Origin of the sequence: Nesterenkonia natronophila, from assembly GCF_003595215.1 — a bacterium.
In the GTDB taxonomy this organism is placed as follows: Bacteria; Actinomycetota; Actinomycetes; order Actinomycetales; family Micrococcaceae; genus Nesterenkonia; species Nesterenkonia natronophila.
Window position 1 is genome coordinate 817,972 of sequence record NZ_QYZP01000001.1, and the last position, 17,752, is coordinate 835,723.

General features: G+C 61.1%; 8 protein-coding genes. 6 read left to right on the forward strand and 2 right to left on the reverse strand.

Going from position 1 to position 17,752, the window contains the following annotated elements:
* Nucleotides 1-77: 77 nt before the first annotated feature.
* Complete coding sequence (locus tag D3250_RS03875; protein WP_119901998.1) at nt 78-1,580, forward strand: hypothetical protein; 1,503 nt, start codon at nt 78-80, stop codon at nt 1,578-1,580.
* Here the strand turns inward: D3250_RS03875 and glsA are convergent.
* Nucleotides 1,577-2,659, reverse strand: a complete 1,083-nt coding sequence (gene glsA, locus D3250_RS03880) for a glutaminase A (RefSeq protein WP_119901999.1) — start codon at nt 2,657-2,659, stop codon at nt 1,577-1,579. The genes D3250_RS03875 and glsA overlap by 4 nt on opposite strands.
* 109 nt (nt 2,660-2,768) lie before the next feature.
* On the opposite strand from glsA, the gene D3250_RS03885 reads away from it, so the two are divergent.
* From D3250_RS03885 to D3250_RS03895, 3 genes are read left to right on the forward strand one after another with little or no spacing between them, the layout of a single operon-like run.
* Nucleotides 2,769-4,016 (forward strand): DUF6361 family protein, encoded by a 1,248-nt coding sequence (locus D3250_RS03885; protein ID WP_225973117.1) that lies wholly within the window; start codon nt 2,769-2,771, stop codon nt 4,014-4,016.
* Complete coding sequence (locus D3250_RS03890) at nt 4,009-5,817, forward strand: phospholipase D family protein (RefSeq protein WP_119902001.1); 1,809 nt, start codon at nt 4,009-4,011, stop codon at nt 5,815-5,817. Before D3250_RS03885 ends, D3250_RS03890 begins: the two co-directional genes overlap by 8 nt.
* Nucleotides 5,814-10,289, forward strand: coding sequence for a helicase-related protein (locus D3250_RS03895; protein ID WP_119902002.1), 4,476 nt, complete (start codon nt 5,814-5,816; stop codon nt 10,287-10,289). The genes D3250_RS03890 and D3250_RS03895 overlap by 4 nt, the downstream gene beginning before the upstream one ends.
* 62 nt (nt 10,290-10,351) lie before the next feature.
* On the opposite strand, the gene D3250_RS03900 is transcribed toward D3250_RS03895, so the two are convergent.
* Nucleotides 10,352-11,701 carry a UDP-glucose dehydrogenase family protein gene (locus tag D3250_RS03900; protein ID WP_225973155.1) on the reverse strand — a complete coding sequence of 450 codons (1,350 nt, stop codon included), beginning with the start codon at nt 11,699-11,701 and terminating at the stop codon, nt 10,352-10,354.
* 153 nt (nt 11,702-11,854) lie between these two features.
* On the opposite strand from D3250_RS03900, the gene D3250_RS03905 reads away from it, so the two are divergent.
* Together D3250_RS03905 and D3250_RS03910 are read left to right on the forward strand one after the other, a co-directional pair.
* Nucleotides 11,855-13,429, forward strand: coding sequence for an N-acetylneuraminate synthase family protein (locus D3250_RS03905; RefSeq protein WP_158583062.1), 1,575 nt, complete (start codon nt 11,855-11,857; stop codon nt 13,427-13,429).
* Nucleotides 13,430-13,671: 242 nt separating this feature from the next.
* A complete protein-coding gene (locus D3250_RS03910) occupies nt 13,672-17,748 on the forward strand; it encodes a glycosyltransferase (protein ID WP_119902005.1) in 4,077 nt (1,358 codons plus the stop codon).
* Nucleotides 17,749-17,752: the final 4 nt, after the last annotated feature.

The window sequence follows — 17,752 nt, forward strand, 5'->3', positions numbered from 1 at the left end:
AGGTCCCTACCCTTCTTCCGGTGGTCGGCCAACGGCGGCGGCCAGACCGGGTGACTTCAGCCAGAGCAGGGGGAATCATGAGCGGAGAGACAGCGGAACATCGCGCTAAGCCAGACGGGAAGCACGGTAAGTTCCTCGTCGCGGATATGGAATCGTCGGTCACCGCGGTGCGCATCGTGGCGGGCTTTCTTGGTGGGACTAAGACGCCAGTCATGAGTGGCGTGCCGTCGTCCAAAGCTGCGGCGGATGTGGTGAGTCTGATGCCGCAGAAGCTGCAGAAAAAAGCTTTCGAAGTGGCCGGGCGCAGCGCAGCGTTGCGGCAGAATAAGGTCAGCGAGATCGACGTCGACGCCATTGATCAATGGGTGGTGGACGAGTATTCCGCGGAGCGCACAGGACGGGAGACCTACCCCGCGGTCATGATCGGGGCAGTCTCGGGGGCGGCGTTCTTCCTAGCCGCCGCCCTGGGAATCCCATTCCTGCCGCAGACAACCCTAGTGGCGGTTAAGGACGCTGACCCGGCTCCCGATGATCCGAAGCACGCTCTGCAGCGCTGGGCCCCGACGGCGCGCGAGATTGCGGAGAACAATCCGCGTATCTCCGTCTACCACATGCATGACCCCGCTCAGGACCGGCCCATGATGGAGAAGGTCGCCTTCTTCAGGCTCAAGCGCGCAGGGCTTGGCCCGGTTTACCAGGAGTTTCTCCGGGACCGTCTGGCACCTGGTGGCCACATCATCACATTGGAGAACACCCGCACCTGGCGGGTGACCCAGACCGGCGAACGCAGCTTCTTCCAGCTGGGGTGCCTGGGTGGGCTGCTGGAGGAGGAGTATTTCACCGGCAGTCAGCGGCTCAGCGACTTTCTTCGGACGGAGGGCTCAGCGCACCGAAAATGGGACGCTCCAGCCGCCACGGGACGGCTGCCGGACGGTGAATGGGGGTTCGACCCCGCCCTAGCAGAGGAACTGGACGACGTGGCACGCCACAACGGGTGGCAGCGGCGTCGCCTGTATCAGAATGAGCCGCAGGACGCCTCAGCGTTCATCGCTGAGTTCTTCCGCGACTGGTACCGTCGGCTGGGCTGGGAGGACAACCGGCTGCTGGCCCAGACATACACCATGCTGGATCCGGAAGTCACGATTGCCACCGGTTCGGTGCCGTTCTGGAACAGGTTCCACATGCGGCCCAGTTTCAAGGTGCTTTCTGAGTACTTGGAGAGTACAGAGGAGTATGCGGAGATCCTGGTCAGTCTGTTCTCCAACGGGGTGCGCTCGCCGGGGTTGGTGGAGCTCTCCGAGTGGGAGGAGCTGGCCACGCGGCACGCGAGCACCCGGGGAGGGGCCATCGGCATGAACCCCAAGACCTTCCCCTTGGACGCCGGTCATCCGCTGCGTTACCGGCATGCGCTGGAGAGCGTCGGCTCGCACCGGGATCTGCCGGAGTCGCTGACTGTGGCGGATATCGACGCTTTCGCCCACACTTACGGGATCGCCCGGGACGCTGACTCACTTCCAGAGCATCGCGACGACGTCACCGGCGAGGGCATCCGGAACCCCGTCAGCTGGGTGGGAGGTTAACCACCTGTGGGGATCTCCGCTTCGGCGCTGTCGTCTGAGAGGTCTTTGAGCCACTGGGCGACGTCGCGGCGCTCGCTGGCCATCAGGTGGAGCCCCAGATCGGCACACAGGCGCGCAAACATCTCCACGCCCTGGATGCTGTTGCCCTCGTCATCCAACCGCGGGGCGAAGGAGGCCAGTCCTACCTGACCGGGAAGGACCCCGATGATCCCCCCGGAGATTCCGGATTTGGCGGGGATCCCGATCCGAGCGAGCCAGCGGCCGGAGCCGTCATACATCCCGCAGGTGGCCATCACGCTCAGGGTCCGGCGGGCGGCACCTTCGGACACTACGCGCTCACCGGTTTCGGGGTGGACGCCGTTGTTGGCCAAGGTGGCGGCCATGCGCGCGAGGTCCCTGACGGTGACCAGCACGCAGCACTGGTCGGTGTAGCCGCGGACCGCCTCTTCGGGTTCGGTCGCGAGGACGTCGTGGGTCTTGAGCATGTGCGCGATGGCAAGGTTGCGGTAGTCCTTGCTGTATTCGTCCTCAGCCAGCTCATGATCCACCTTCAGATCCCGCCCGGCGAACGCGCTGAGGCCTTCCACGATTCTGGCGGTGCGAGTTTGGACGTCCGGGCTTTGTGAGGTGGTGTGCTGGCCGTTGTTCTTGGAGTCGGTCGGCTGTGGGTTGACCAGTTGGTGGGTCACGATGGCCCCGGCGTTGATCATAGGGTTCAGCGGCCGGCCCGTGCCGCCTTCCAAGGAGAGCTCGTTGAACGCCTCCCCGGAGGGTTCGGTTCCTACGGACTCATGGACTCGTTCCAGTCCGGAGTCATCCAGGGCTAGGGCATAGACGAAAGGTTTGGAGATGGATTGGATGGTGAAGTAATGCTCGTCATCCCCGGCGCCGTATTCGGAACCGTCGGCGGTGACCAGAGCCAGGGCGTGCAGCGCGGGGTCCGTGGCGCCTGGGGCGGGGATGTCCTCAGAGATTTCCCCGGAGGTGTCCTCCCCACACTCTGCGAGCACATGGTTGAGGTACTCGCTCACGGAGGATGCGTCCTCGGGCTGCTCGCGGTCATCTTCGAATCGTGTCATGGCGAAAGACTAGTCCCTCAAGGACCGCGTCCGGACCACCTGTCACCTTGGGGCGGGCTGTAGGCTGGGACGCGTATCGCCAAGGAGGGCCGGTCAGAGAGGGGGGTCTGTGGCCTCATCGATCTCATGGCTAGATGCATCGGCCGAGGAGCGCAGAAGGATGCGTGAGATCCTCGGCCATTTCACAGATAAGGAGAGCCGAGAAGAACTCGGCCTCGGACAGATTCGTGATGCCCTCTCCGACGGGCTATTCCCTGGCACGTCGACACTGCACACACGGGCTCGCTATATTCTCTTCGTCCCGTGGATCTATCAACAGACTTCGGACCGAGGCGCGCCTCTCTCACAAGCCCGCCGGGCAGAACTTCAACTCGTCAAGACTCTGAAATCGGTAGGCGGACGAGATCAAGGGATCATTGGCTATGAGGCAGGCAGCACGCTCAAGAACGTGCCGTCGGAGCTCTACTGGTCCGCCCTGGGAACCTACGGGGTTCTCCGCGACCCTGGGCTGAATCGTGAGCAGGCGGTCAGCCTTCACGGTGCGGCTGTGCCGAGCGACGTCGACGAGGTGGGACACACCAAGCTCAGCGCTTGGCACGCCACCATTCCCGCAGCTCCGCCAGAGTTTCCGCAAAGCGTCCCCGGCGGCATGAGTCTGACGCACCATGAGGCCCAGTGGCTGTGTGAACGCATCAATTACAGTGTGCCTAACTCTATGCTCAGCCACTTGATCAGGCACCCACCGACAAGGGGGAGCACAGTCCCTTGGGAGGACTCCGCAGCAGTGGCAGCACAGGGCCAACCACAGCGCCTGCTGCGTCACGCCCAGCAATTCTCCGACACAATGCACGGTGCTCAGCTCCTCTATAATCTGCTGATCGCCGAAAGCTACAACAACGCGGGTTTCACCAACGAAGAAGGACGCCGAGAGCACTTTGAAGAGCAGCTGAGACAGTGGAGTTGGCGATACGCGGCCTCACAGGGTTTCGGCGAGTGGGACCTTGATGACTTCTTCGCCTCCGTCACGGCCGTACGGGGCTTACGGGTCAACCGTGGCAGCGAACGGTTCGTCCGCGACTGGGTCGAAGTCCTGCAGGGGGTGGAGCCGGCGGCGGTGGCCACGTCGGCTGAAGCTCGCGGCCTTGTCCGCAAGCGCGAACACCGAAACAAGGGTGTGATGGCTCGAATCGGCAACCCTAAACGCCTCGCTTCGTGGGGCGGCAGTTCAGGCGCCGGACGCTACACCTACCGTTGGCCTTATGTGCTCACCATCCTCGGAGATATTCACGCAGGCCTGGCAGAACCACCGGCTTATCAAGCTCTTACCGCCGATCCTGCGGAGCACTCTCATGCTTGACCCGAACAACCGTTCCCTGCTGACAGACATGCTGCAACCGCCCCGAGGGTACGTTCTGTCTCAGGCGGTCGGAACGACCTTCACGCTCGACCTTGCCTCAGCGCTGACCGTACCGCTGTCCTTCGCCTCGCGGATAGCCCCAGAGCAAGACGACGTCGGGATCATTGCCTCCCTGGCCCAGTTCAGTGACCGAATCAACATTTTCACGCAGGCTGGTGAGATCAGATCCGGTGTTCGCTCGGATCTTGTGGCGCTGCTGGAAGAGGTGGTTCACCCGGTCCACCCGCCCAGAGGCATCTTCCACCCGAAGGTGTGGTTCTTGCAGTACAGGGCCGGGAACAGAGCGGCCTACCGATTTCTGTGTTTGAGTCGCAACCTAACTGAAGATCGCAGTTGGGACTTATCGATCCGGCTCGACGGGTCCCCGGCCCCGGAGGAGCAGCAAACACACTGGGCTGAGGTGAACACACCATTAGTAGAAATGCTGGAGCTGCTGCCCGAGCTAGCCGTGAACCCCATCGGCGAGAGTCGCAGAGCCAGTATCGCGGCGTTGGCAGAGGATCTTTCTGCAGTGCAGTGGGAGCATCCGGAGGGTGTGAGCGATCTGCGCTTCCACCTCTTGAACGGATCCGCTGCAGGAGGTTCCACAGGACAAGACATGCTGCGATGGCCTGCCAAAGATGCACTGGTCATTTCACCCTTTGTCTCCCGGCAAGGGCTGCAGGCAGTCCAGGCAAATGTCGCTGAGAGAGTGACACTGGTGTCTCGGCCCCTAACCATCGATCAGCTCCCGCCAGAGTGCCTCGATGACAATCTTGCCCAGTATGTCCTCGACGACTTGCTGGCCGAGGTCGACGACGGCGGGCCAGAGGCACTCTCGGGCCTCCACGCGAAGGCAGTGTTCATGCGGCACCGTAGAAGGTGGAGTCAGGCGCGGGCTCTCATCGGCTCAGCCAACATCACAGGCGGTGGACTTCAGACCAACATAGAACTGATGGTGGAGTTCGCAGGGCTCGCCCGAGACTTCGGCCCCGAAGCGGTCATCGGTACGCTCCAACCACTGCTCGAACCCTATGAGAGTGCCGGAGGAGAGGACGAAAGCGAGGCTGATGCCGCCCGCCAAGCACTAGAGGCCCACATTCGCACACTCGCCGCTGGCCGATTCCACGCGAGGGTGATTGCCACGGAGCCGTTTGGAATTCGCGTCTGGTGCGAGCCCGAGACCCAGGAGTTGGTGGAGCAAATGCAGCGGATCGGCGTCAGCGTCAGCTGGGCCCTCCTGTCGAACTCTGGGGGACCACAGCGGTTGAGTGCCGGAGAAAGCAACGCTTCCGAAATCAGTGGGCTCCAACTGTCAGACATTTCCCCCTTTCTGCAGATCGTTGCTTCTCAGCGGGTTCAGGACCAGCGTATTCGGGTGACTACTATCGTTCAGGCTGAGCTTCACAATGACATTGCCGGTCGGCGGGATGCCATGCTCGCCCGAGGAATCGGCGACGGTGAGACGTTTCTGAAACTTCTCCTACTGCTGCTTGGCTCTGCCGGATCAGAATGGGCACTCGGCAGAGCCACCGGCGCAGCCACAGGGGACTGGAGCTCTTCACTGTCCACGAGTGGACTCTTGGAATCATTGTTGGGCTCCTTGGCGCGTGGGGGTGATGACCTGGACGTGGCGCACCGTGTCTTCAGTGAGCTCCAGGAGTACGCGGGGGATGAGCTCGACCTGCCCGAGGGCTTCACTGAGCTTTGGAACAATGTCTGGCACGTCCGGCGCAGTCAGCCGAGGGAGAGGGTGCGATGAGTGCCGTAGACCTGGAAGCGGTGTTAGGCGGCTTGCGCAGTTTTCAGCGTGACGCGGTTGAGCATGTCGATCAGCAGTTTTATGGTCCCCGTGCCGCTGAACACAGCGGAAGATTTCTCATCGCCGACGAGACCGGCCTGGGCAAGAGCGTCATCGGCCGAGGGATAGTGGCTGAGACCATCCGCCGCTTGGAAAACGACGACGCGGTGGAACGCATCAATATCGTCTACATATGCAGCAATCGTGATCTGGCGAGTCAGAACCTCGGGCGGCTGAATGTGACCGCCCAGAAAGAACTGGCAATGGCCACTCGGCTCTCGCTGCTTGCCAAGGAATCGTCCAAGCTGAGTCAGCCGCATCTACGCGTGTCCGATGGCGGCGCCAAACCCATCAACCTCATATCGTTCACTCCGGGCACCTCATTCACCACCGCGAGCTGGCGCCAGGGAAATGCCGAGGAGCGAGCGCTGCTTGTGCTTCTTCTCGACGAGATCCTGCAGCAGACTGCGCAGCAACGGCATCTGACGCGGATCATGTTTCGCGGCACCGTGAAAACGGTGGAGCGCTTCACCCACCGTCATGTGGAGGGGCTTGCCCGGAGCTTGGGCGCTGGGATCGACCCGGTGATTAGAGGCACATTCGAGAAGCTGGCTCGCAGCTCCGGTGCCCTGAATGAGTTTCAGCGCCTGCGCGACCTGATCGGTGGCGACCTCGTTAACGCTGACCAAAACGGTGCGGTCTCGGTCGGGCAGCGCCATTGGGACCAGGTGCAGGACATGATCGGAGGTTTGCGTGCCCTGCTGGCCAAGGCCGGGGTGGAGACCCTGCGGCCGAGCCTGGTCATTCTGGATGAATTTCAGCGATTTAAGAGTCTTCTGGACCCTGAGCGAGGCGGAGAGTCGGCCGAACTCGCCGACGCACTCTTCAGCTATCCCGGGGCTAAGGTGCTGCTGCTCTCGGCGACGCCTTATAAGCCGTTCACTCGCGCCGATGAGGACGAGGAGGACCACTATGAAGATTTCTTAGCAACCGTCAGTTTTCTGAAGGGTCACCACCGAGAGTCCGTCATTGCGGTTCAAGAGGCTCTGCGTCAATATCGCGAGGCAGTCAGTACCGGTCACGGTGCTGAAGACGCCGCTGCTCGCGTCCGGCGGGAGCTTCTCCCTGTGATGAGTAGGTCCGAGCGGCCTAGCGTCATTGACGATCGCAACCTCATTGAGGTCAAGCGCCTGGAGGTTCCAGTCCCCAGTGCTGACGATCTGAGCGAATGGGTGGCACTTGCGAAGCTCAGCTCTGGTCTGAACGCCGGGGTCAGCCCTGAGTACTGGAAATCGGTGCCCTATTTTGTGAATTTCATGAACACCTATCGCATCGGTCGCCAGATCTCGGAGATCCCACCGGGACCGACACGGCAGGCCACAGCTGGCCGCCTGCGGCAGATGCGCTCGCTGAAAGAACCGACCATTCAACGCCGCGCGGCAGTAGACCCAGGCAACGGACCGCTGCGAGCGCTCTTCACCCAGACACTGGACCTCGGGTGGTGGAAGCTGCTGTGGATGCCGCCCTCGATGCCGTACTTGAAACCCGGACCGATCTACGCCCCATTCTCGGATGGCAGTGTGACTAAGCAGGTCCTTTTCTCGGCTTGGTCGGCTGCTCCGACGTCAATCGCAGCAATCATGAGTCACGAAGCAGACCGGCGCATGCTGGGTGTCAGCCGCCGTGGAAGGGCCCAAGGGACCCCAGAAAGTGTGTCGCAGAGACTCACCTACCAGCAAGGTGATGGACACGGCGCGAGCCTCTCCACTTTGGCTATCTTCTGGCCCCACCCTCGCCTTCTGGAAAGTACCGACCAGCTGGAAGCAGCTCGATCTCACGGTGGCCCAGTCGACCCCGAAGATCTGTTGGAGCAATTGACAAGGATTCTTCCGGACGGCGAGCCTGCGGAACGCGCTTGGCAGGCGTTCTTCAACTATCCCGGCGCATTTTCCGAGCATGCTGCGGACCTTGATTTCGCGGAGGAGGAAGACCGCGGTCACACGAGCTTTACCGGGCTCCGCGCAAACATTGACGAGGCTCAGGACTACGCCGGTGGACAGGTGGGCCGCAGCCTCACCCACCCGGATCTGCCACGCATCGCAGCCTTCTCCCCGGGAAGCGTTGCCTTCAGGGCTGTTTCCACCGTAGCTGGCGATCGGTGTACAGCCCGTGGAAAGTGGCGGGCCGCCTTTGCCATTTCTGAGGGGCTGCGGGCGTTGTTCAACCGACCGGAGGCCCAGGCTTTGCTGGACCAGCTCGACTCAGACCCTTCAGCACTGAGACCATATTGGCGCCGTGTGCTCGACTACTGTGCCGATGGAAATTTGCGGGCCGTTCTCGATGAGTACCTCTTCCAACTGTGGTGTGAGACTGGACAGGCTGAGCTTGACGATGACGCGCTGATCACTATTGGTCGAAAAGTCGCCTTTGCCTTGCGCCTCAGACCAGCGCGCTACGTGGCGCACAAAGCAAACATGGAGCGCACTGATCTTCCCATGCAGGCCCGCTTCGCCGTTCGTTATGGAGGAGGGGAGCAGGCCCGCGGGGAGTCAGATGCGAATGTGGCGCGTCAATCGGCAGTGCGTGCGGCGTTCAACAGCCCGTTTGCACCGTTCGTGCTGGCGTCGACCAGCGTGGGGCAGGAGGGAATCGATTTCCATTGGTGGAGCCACTCGGTGGTGCACTGGAATCTTCCGCATAACCCGGTGGACTTCGAGCAGCGGGAGGGTCGGGTGAACCGGTATGGAGGGCACGCGGTACGCAAGAATGTGGGGCTTGCCCACTGGGGCGACGTGCTCCGATCTGAAGACAAATGCGCGTGGCATGCAGCCTTCACTGCGGCATCTGAAGTGGAGACCGAAGAGGGTGACTTTTCCCCGTGGTGGGTCTACCGTGGGCCGGCGCAGATTCAGCGAGTTCTGGTGCAGTATCCGATGAGTCGAGACATTGAGCGCTACGAACAGCTCCGGTCGGCACTTACCCAGTACCGTCTGACGTTGGGCCAACCTCGCCAGGAAGACATGGTGGATCTGCTGCGGCGCCGGAACGTCGACGCCCGGGACGTGCCCACTATAGATCTGCGTCCTCCACGATCGGCCGTGAGGCAGGAGCCCGGCCACAACCCGGGTGAGGACGTCTGGGAGGATGAGCTCATGAGTGAGGACCCAGAAGCGATTGAGCAGGACACCATTACTGTCGTCGATGACGGAGACGGGGTGTTGCTTTTGGGGCCAGAGGAGCACCTGTCTGCATTGGATAAGTACGCCGACCTGAGGCCTCACCGCCCATCGAGCTTCACGCTCTCCCGGGCGGGCAACGCACTGGGAGCTGTGGCAAGGCTGCAGGCAGCCAGTGGGCGATGGCTGAAGATGGACAGCGAATCCGCTGCGTTCCTACACAAGCACAGAAAGCTTGTTGTGAACGCGGGGGTCGTCCGCGGGGACAAAGGCCAAATTCTCAAACACCTCAAGTTTGAGAACGCTGCTCTGCTGACCCCGGCTGCCCCAGCCGCTCTTTCGGCAATGGCGACGCAGGCAGCTCTCGAGGCCGCGTTGAACGACATCAGCCAGTATCTCGCATCCATTGACGCGAAGCTTGACCAGTTGCTCAAACAGCGCAAAGTCGAGGTGCTCGGTCAGCTGGGCGGCGTCACTCTTGCCATAGATGAGGCGCATTCCCTCTACAAACACACCGGAAGGATCTCGGCCGTCACCTGGTCGAAAGTGCAGGCCAACTCACTCGCTCTGCAGACCATGCAGGCGGAGGCTGTCGCCCAACTTGAGGAGCTGGCTGACAACCTCAAGGAGCAGGTGGGAAACATCGACGGCTCAGCCCAGGTACTGGCAGACGTGCGTGAAGATGCCCCATTTTGGTTGGGAGTGTTGGCCAGGTGCATGGCATTGCAGGACCGGCAATACATGATCGAACTCGCACGTGTGTCCGATGAGGAACCGGAGCACGTTGAAGCCCACCACGAGGGCATCAAATTTGCCCGCTCAGAGCGGGCGCAGAGGATCAGTCAGCGACTGGCTGCCATCAGGAAGTCGGTGGAAGGCTGCGCGGAGTTATCGAACCTGGAGCGCGTCACCAGCCCCTTCGATGCCAGACGCATTACTCGTGGGGCGAACGACGTCAACCAGACCATTACAGACTTTGCGGAGAGCGTGGCTCTGGATCTCACCGCCCATGACCACCTCGAATCAGTCACGTGGGGTACTGCTGCCAAGGCGGTGATCGGCGATGTCGGCTCGCGTGCTGGTGCCGCGGGTGACCACGTGGCCGATCAGGCCAAAGGGATTACCGCCCGGTTGCGAGAACGGCGCGAAACCGCGCTCGAGACAAAGCTCGAGAAACTGCGGAACAAGCGCCGAGATAAGTCCGAACCTGCCGCACTGGAAGAGGCGGAGAAGCTTGAGCCATCCGAGCCAGATTGAGGTAAGTGGTCCGCCAGTTCGTATTCGGGTTTAACAGCCCAGTGCCCTTCAGGCAGTGCCGATCAGTCGTGGGGGGACTGGCGTCCGAGTTGGGTGAAGGTCCAGCCTGCGTTTTCCCAGTGGTGGGGGTTCAGGACGTTGCGGGCGTCGATGATGCGTCGGGTGGTGACCTTGTGGTTGAGGTCTTCGGGAGTGAGGGTTTTGAATTCGTCCCATTCGGTGGTGAGGATGACTAGTTCTGCCCCGGTGACGGCCTCGTTGAGGGTGTCGTTGTAGGTGATGCGGGGGTAGCGTTTGGCGGCGTTGTGGTTGCCTTGGGGGTCATAGATGGCCACGTCGGCTCCGGCGTTGAACAGTCGGGCGGCCACGTCGAGGCCGGGGGAGTCGCGGACGTCGTCGGAGAGGGGTTTGAAGGTGATCCCGAGGACGGCGATCTTTTTGCCGATGACGTCTTGGTCGAGGGTGTCGAAGGCCAGGGCGACGGTTTTTTTGCGACGGCGGAGGTTGATTTGGTCGACTTCGTCAAGGAAGCGCATGGAGTGATCGAGTCCTAGTTCGGCGACCCGGGTTTGGAGGGCGCGGATGTCTTTGGGCAGGCACCCGCCGCCGAAGCCGACTCCGGCGTTGAGGAATTTGCGGCCAATCCTGGTGTCGTGGCCGATGGCATCAGCCAGGGTGGTGATGTCTCCGCCGACGGTTTCGGTGACTTCGGCGAAGGCGTTGATGAAGCTGATCTTAGTGGCCAGGAACGCGTTGGCGGCGACTTTGACCAGTTCCGCGGTCTGATAATCGGTGCTGATCCAGGGGGTGTCCCGGTCGAGGGCCTCAGCGTAGACCGACCGGAGGGTGTCCTCATCGTGGGTGTTGGTGGTGCCGATGACCAGCCGGTCGGGGGTGAGGGTGTCTTCGACGGCGAAGCCTTCGCGCAGGAACTCTGGGTTCCATGCCAGGGAGAGGTTGACCTCTGGGTGTTTGGTCTCGGCGATGAGGTCGGCCAGGCGGGCGGCGGTGCCGACGGGCACGGTGGATTTACCCACGATCAGGGCGTCTTTAGTGATCGCCCGGGCTAGGTCGGTGGTGGCGGTGTCGACGTAGGTCATATCCGCCCCGGTGCCGCCGCGGACTTGGGGGGTGCCCACGGCGATGAAGTGGACATCGGCCCAGGCGCCGACTTCATCGAGGTTGGTGGTGAAGCGCAGTTTCCCGCCGGTGACGTGTTTGCGGATCAGCTCAGGCAGTCCGGGTTCGTGGAAGGGGAGGTCCCCTGCGGAGAGGGAGGTGATCTTCTCAGGGTCGATATCGACCCCGACCACGTTGAACCCCAGTTCGGCCATGCACGCGGCATGGGTCGCTCCGAGGTACCCGGTACCAATAACACTGACATTCTCCACAGTCGCACTCACGCGGACCATCATATGCACATTCCAAGCTGAGTCGCTGTGATGCACTGACGCACCTCGTGTCGTCCTTCTAACACGTCGGCAAAGAGAGCGGACTACACTGACCATGGCGAAAAAGCCCTCAAACGAGATTCGATGCGAAGAATAGTGGAGAGCCCACCAGTCATGATGAAGTCGTCCGCGGAAGCTGTTTCCGAACTGGCAGCGTCCACTGCTGCGAAGTACAGCACTGACACCATTGTGATTCTTGGTAAAGGTCCTTCCGCTGATCAAGTGCACTCCCGCGTTTTCAAAGACGCGGTGGTGATCGGCATCAATGACGCCGAGCGCATCCACCCCACCGACATCACCATCTTCTACGAGGACTGGGTGGGGGAGTCGGTTGCTGAGGACGGTCTGCGTTCTAGCGCATATGTCACTTCCACAAGTTTCCGTGCCGCAGAACGCACGGTTGTCAGACTTCCTTATCTGCCTTTGTCTAACGACGCCGAAGACCAGGTGTTGCTACGTTTTCAGGATCGCAGCGAGGTCGCCATTGAGGAGGCGATGTTCCTCACAGCGCTTGAGATCGCTCGGGCCGTGGCCGATCACCGTGAGCGTCAGCAGACGGTGTACATGGTCGGCTTCGACTTCACCCCCGATGCGGGTCAAGCCCGGGCGGCCTCATCGCAATACAGTCCTGAGCTTTCCTCTCGGCGTCGGGCAGGGATCGAGCTGCAGGAGTACATCCTGCAGAACGCGCTGTACACGCTGAAGGACACCAACCTCGATGTCCAGCATGTAGGCACCCGGGACTTCTCCCAGCTGACGCCTGAGCTACTAAACGAGCGATTTCATGTTGCGGTCGAGGTCTCGGACGTCCCGCAGCCGGTGGATTATGAAGATGTTGAGATGCCGCCGGTGGAGGTGACGGCGGAGATCACCACGAACCACTTCGGCGACTTGGACCGTTTGGAGAAGCTGGTGCGCGCGGCCCATGCCGCTGGAGCCGACTGGGTCAAGGTGCAGAAGCGTGACGTGGAGACGTTCTACACTCCGGCGCAGTTGGCTTCCCCTTACAAGTCTCCTTTTGGTGACACCTTCGGTGACTACCGACACCAGCTTGAGCTCGGTAAGGATGGCTTCCAGTTTCTTGACGAGCTGACGAAGGATCTGGGCATCGGATGGTTTGCGTCTGTGCTAGACAAGCCATCTTTCCAATGGCTGACTAACGAGCTAGACGTGCCTCTGGTCAAGCTGCCCTCGACCATTTCGGAGAAGAAGGACTACCTGCAGTACGTCGCGGAGAACTACAGCGGCTCTGTGGTCGTCTCGACTGGGATGACGGACAAATCATACGAAAACTGGTTGCTCGAGACTTTCACCAATCAGGATGCTCTCTATCTGTTGCACTGTAATTCTGCCTACCCGACCCCGGATGAGCACACCAACATCGGCGTGGTGAGGCACTACGCCCAGCTGTCTATCCAGAAGGGGAACAAGACCGGCCCTAGAATCGTCCCTGGTTACTCCAGCCATGACTACGGTTGGATGGCATCGGCCCTAGCCGTGGCCGCAGGTGCACAGATGGTAGAGAAGCACGTCAAGCTAGGTAATACCGAGTGGGCTCACTTTGACGCAGTTGCCGTAGATATGACCACTACTGCCTTCTCAGAGTATGTGGACGCCGTCCGGCAGGCTCAGCTCCATGTGGGATCCACCCAGAAGAAGATCACCGCCAGTGAGCACCACAAGTACTAAGAGGGCTCCTCTCCCGCGCGATTCGTCAATGTCGTGAGGTTGCGATCGTCTGGTCCAGTTCTGGACGTATCTTGACATCGGCGGCCACGGAGCAAGATCTATCACATCAACTGTCTGCAGCGTCCCCTCTCGTGGGCTGTCATGAGTTTCCGGCGGTGTTTTTCCTGTGCGGGAAAGACCCCACTGTTATTCTGACCTGTGCCGTGAGTGGCGGCACTTGAGACTAGGGGATTCGTAGATTGATGCAGTACAAGGTAGTCAATTTTCGCGCAGACCGCATCAGCGGCTGGCTGTTCGATCCTGACGCGCCCGCGGTGCGGAAGAGGATCGCCGTGATGGTCAACGGTGAGTGCACTACCACACTGATCTGCAACGTGTTTCGCGCCGAGTTGTCCGCGGACGCGTTCCCGACCCGCAACATCGGCTTCCTCGGATCCCTGCCGCCGAATCTGTGGACAGGCGAAACCCATCAGGTCAGTCTGCAGGATCCCACCACGGGGGAGACATTTGTTGAGGGTGCCCTGGAGACGCCGGATGCCCGGATCTCGGCAGAGGCTGAGGTCAGCGGGGACGTTCGGATCACTGCCCGTGGGGAAGTTGGTGGCTGGGTCGCGCGAGCGGGTGACCGTACTACGGTTCAGGTGCTGGTGGATGGCCAGGAGATCTTCAAAGAGCGTGCAAACCAGAAGAAGCTGCGGTTCAACGGCAATGACTTCGAGGTCACAGCGCCGCCAGAGTTCACCTTCTCCGCGCAGGTACCGCCAGAGTACTTCGACGACGAACAGCACTTCGTGGAGGTGCGCGTCAACGCCACCGAGACCACGGTTGCGCAGTCCACGCTAAGGCTCGTATCCGCTCATCGGGAAAAAGCGGCACTAGAAGCGGATCGGCTGGCCGCCGCAGAGATCGACAAATTTGAGCCGTGGCGGAAGGACAGCTCCCAAGCTTCAGCCGTTCAGCTGGAGATGCTCAGTGTCACGGCCACCTTCGCTCGGGCCAGCTTGGCGGGTGAGCGCCTCCATGCACGATTGCTACTGCGTGTGGGCGAAGAGACCGCGGTGCTGCACCCGGTGGCGGAGCCGCACGGCGACGTCGGCTCGCTCGATACGCCGTCACAGCACTATGCCGCTGAGATCGGCGCCGGCGTTGGTTTCGAGCAGATGAGTCTATTCACGGTCGGTGACCCTTTAGCGACCACCTTCGATCTCCGGCTTGGTGACGAGGGTGGTAGGCGCCCCGCGGGCGTGCCTCACACATTGGCGGAGGACCATGAGGGAGAACTCGTCCTCTCGCCTGCGGAGCTGGATGCTGGCACGTTCGGCGGTCACGCATTCCACACGGCCGTTTTAGATGTCCCCGTCCAGGTGGTGCTGGACGAGCTGACCGAGGACGGGCCCCGCACCTTAGCCTGGGCGGAGGCCTCAGAGGGCAGCAAAGACGTGCGGCGTCGGTTCGGCATATCGACCGGCTCGTACAGCCTCCCCCTCCCAGTGGAGGTGCTGCGGCGCACGTCCCATCTGACCCTGCGAGCGGTACACGCTCGTGGCGAGGAGGTTCTCTGGGAGGATGACGAGTTCTACCCGTCCAACCAGTTCCTGCTGGCTCAGAGTCTGAACACCTCCTCTCGAAGCAAGTCTTCGGACCTGGTGAAACGGGCCCGCCAGGCAGGCCGGGAACATTTCGTTGAGTCATTCTTGGGCACTTATAAGTACGGCCAGGCCGACCTGAGCATTGAGGACATCACCGAGGCACTCAATGCCGGTGAGCAGGGCGGCTGTGATGTCCTGGAGCCCTCATCAGGGGCCATCTGGTACTGGCTCAAGGAGCTGCGTGCGCACCCAGGCCGAATCGACTGGTTTACACAGACCGCAGTGCGCAACCGGATTGGTGACGCCCGAGATGTGCTCGCCTACGCAGCTTCCAAAGGAAGATTCGACTTTCCGCGAGTCCACGGGTTGTTGGAATCCGCACGTATTGAGATGTTCCGGCAGGATGCGGAGGAGCAGCTCCGCCGAGACCACTGGGCATCGGGCGTGTTGTCGCTTGCGCGCTACCTGTACAGCGCACCGCGGGACGAGATCGATTACCTGGACGCGCTGACGCTCTACGGGATGCTGGAGAAGTGGCGCGGCCTCGAGCGGATTGAGGCAACCGACCGTTCCTACTATGGGGATCTGCTGATTTGGCGGGGCGAATTTATGCGCGCCGCTGCAGTGCTCACAGCGGTGGATCCGGATCCAGTCTTCGACTATTCGCAGAACCTGTTGGCACTGAACGCGGTGAACCCGAACGTCAACGAAGAAACCAACCTGCCGGCGCCTTGGCACAGCGAGTTCAATGAACTGCTGAAGCAGGGAGGAGCCTCAGGAATTGGATTGCCCAAGGAGAAGGTGTCCTTCTACGCGCTGACCTCAGAGGTGGAGGGCCCGCATGCTCGGATGGAGGACGGCCCTCTGGTCAGCGTTATCGTGCCCATCTTTGAGCCGAGCTGCGCCACTGATGTCGCGGTAGCCTCATTACTGGGTCAAACGTGGGGGAACCTCGAGGTCATCATTGTCGATGACTGCTCGCCCTCAATGGATGAGCATGGAGAGCCGACTGGGTACCGGGAGCAATTGGAGCGCTATTCGGCATCTGACAGTCGGGTTCGTGTGGTATTCAACCAAAAGAACCGGGGCGCCTACTCGGTCCGCAACGATGGTCTGGATCTGGCCCGCGGTGAATTCGTGACGGTTGCGGACAAGGATGACTGGCATCACCCACAGCAGATCGAGATCCAGGCGAAGCAGCTGATGGAGAACCCGGAGCTGGTGGCAAATGAGAGTAACTGGATTCGTGTCGATGAGGACCTGAAGTTCATCATGCGCTCAGCTACCGGCAAGGTGGTGTACCCGTCGCTTCCGTCGTTGATGTTCCGTCGTGAACAGGTCGTGCGGGACCTGGGTTATTGGGACCCGGTGCGGAAGTCTGGGGACTCTGAGTTCAAGAGCCGACTTGAGAACTTCTACGGGACGAAAGTGGAGCCGGTTATCGATGCGCCGTTGGCATTCGCGCTTATGGACGGCGCAAACCTGACCCGCGAGGACATGGGAGTCGGATACCTAGCTCCGGATCGGCGCGCTTATCTGCGGGGTTACAAGCGGTGGCACCGCGACATCCGGGAGGAGGGCGCAGATGCGTTCATGCCGAAGTCCCCTCAGGAGCGCCGTTTCGTGGCTCCTCCGTCTTTCTTGCCACGGAAGGTTGCCGAGCCTCCCAATTACGATGTGGTGTTCGCTTCTGAGTTTGGGTTCCTGGCGGGAAACTCAACGTCCCTATTCAACGAGATTTCGGTGTGCCTGAAGGCGGGTCTGCGAGTTGGGGTGATCCCGATCCAGAACGGCTTGATTCCTTCTGCGTCGAAGCGTCAGTTCGCTCGGAAGGTGGATGATCTGGTCCTGTCGGGGCAAGTGGATCGACTTTCATTAGACGTTGAGGCCTCTGCTGACTTGTTGATCGTGCGGTGGCCTACGGCAGTCCAGGCGGTCCGCGATACGAGCGCTCAACTAAAAGCGGGGCGGGCTGTGGTGGTATCGAACCACCCTCCGTATGAGCCGTCGGGTGAGCGGCGCAGCTACGACGTGTCACAGGTGACCCGCAATGTAGAGCGCCTATTTGGCGTGCGGCCGTTGTGGGCCCCCCAGAGTGAGCAGATTGGTGCCATGCTGGCGCCGATGATGCCTGCTTCGGATTTGGCGGACTTTTCCTGGAAGGGCATCATCGCCCTGCAAGAGGAACACGCCAGGCGGAATCGTTTTGACCCGTCACGTAGGCCCGTGATTGGCCGTCACGGGCGGGACGATGCTGCGAAGTGGCCGTCTGACAGGGCAGTGTTCCGCCAGGTGTATCCAGTGGATGGTTCCGCGGAGGTCTGCATTCTTGGGGGCACTAAAGTGCCTCAGAAGCTTGGCTACCTGCCTCCGAGACCCAAGGGCTGGGAAGTGTATGTGTTCAATGAGATCGAAGTTGGGGAGTACCTGGCCCACAAGATCGACTTCTTTGTGTACTTTCACTCGGACGGGTGGCTCGAGGCGTTTGGCATGGCCATCATAGAAGCCATGAGCTACGGGGTTGTATGCGTGCTTCCTCAACATTTTGAGCCAGTCTTTGGTGACGCGGCTGTGTATGCGGAACCGCACGATGTGCAGAGTGTCGTCCTATCCCTTTGGGATGCTTCGGAGTACGCAGAGCAGCAGAGGCTAGCCCTTGAGTTCGTGGAGCGGGAGTGCACGCCTGAAGCGTACGTTCGGCGACTCCGCAAGTTGAACGTGGGCGTCTAGGTCG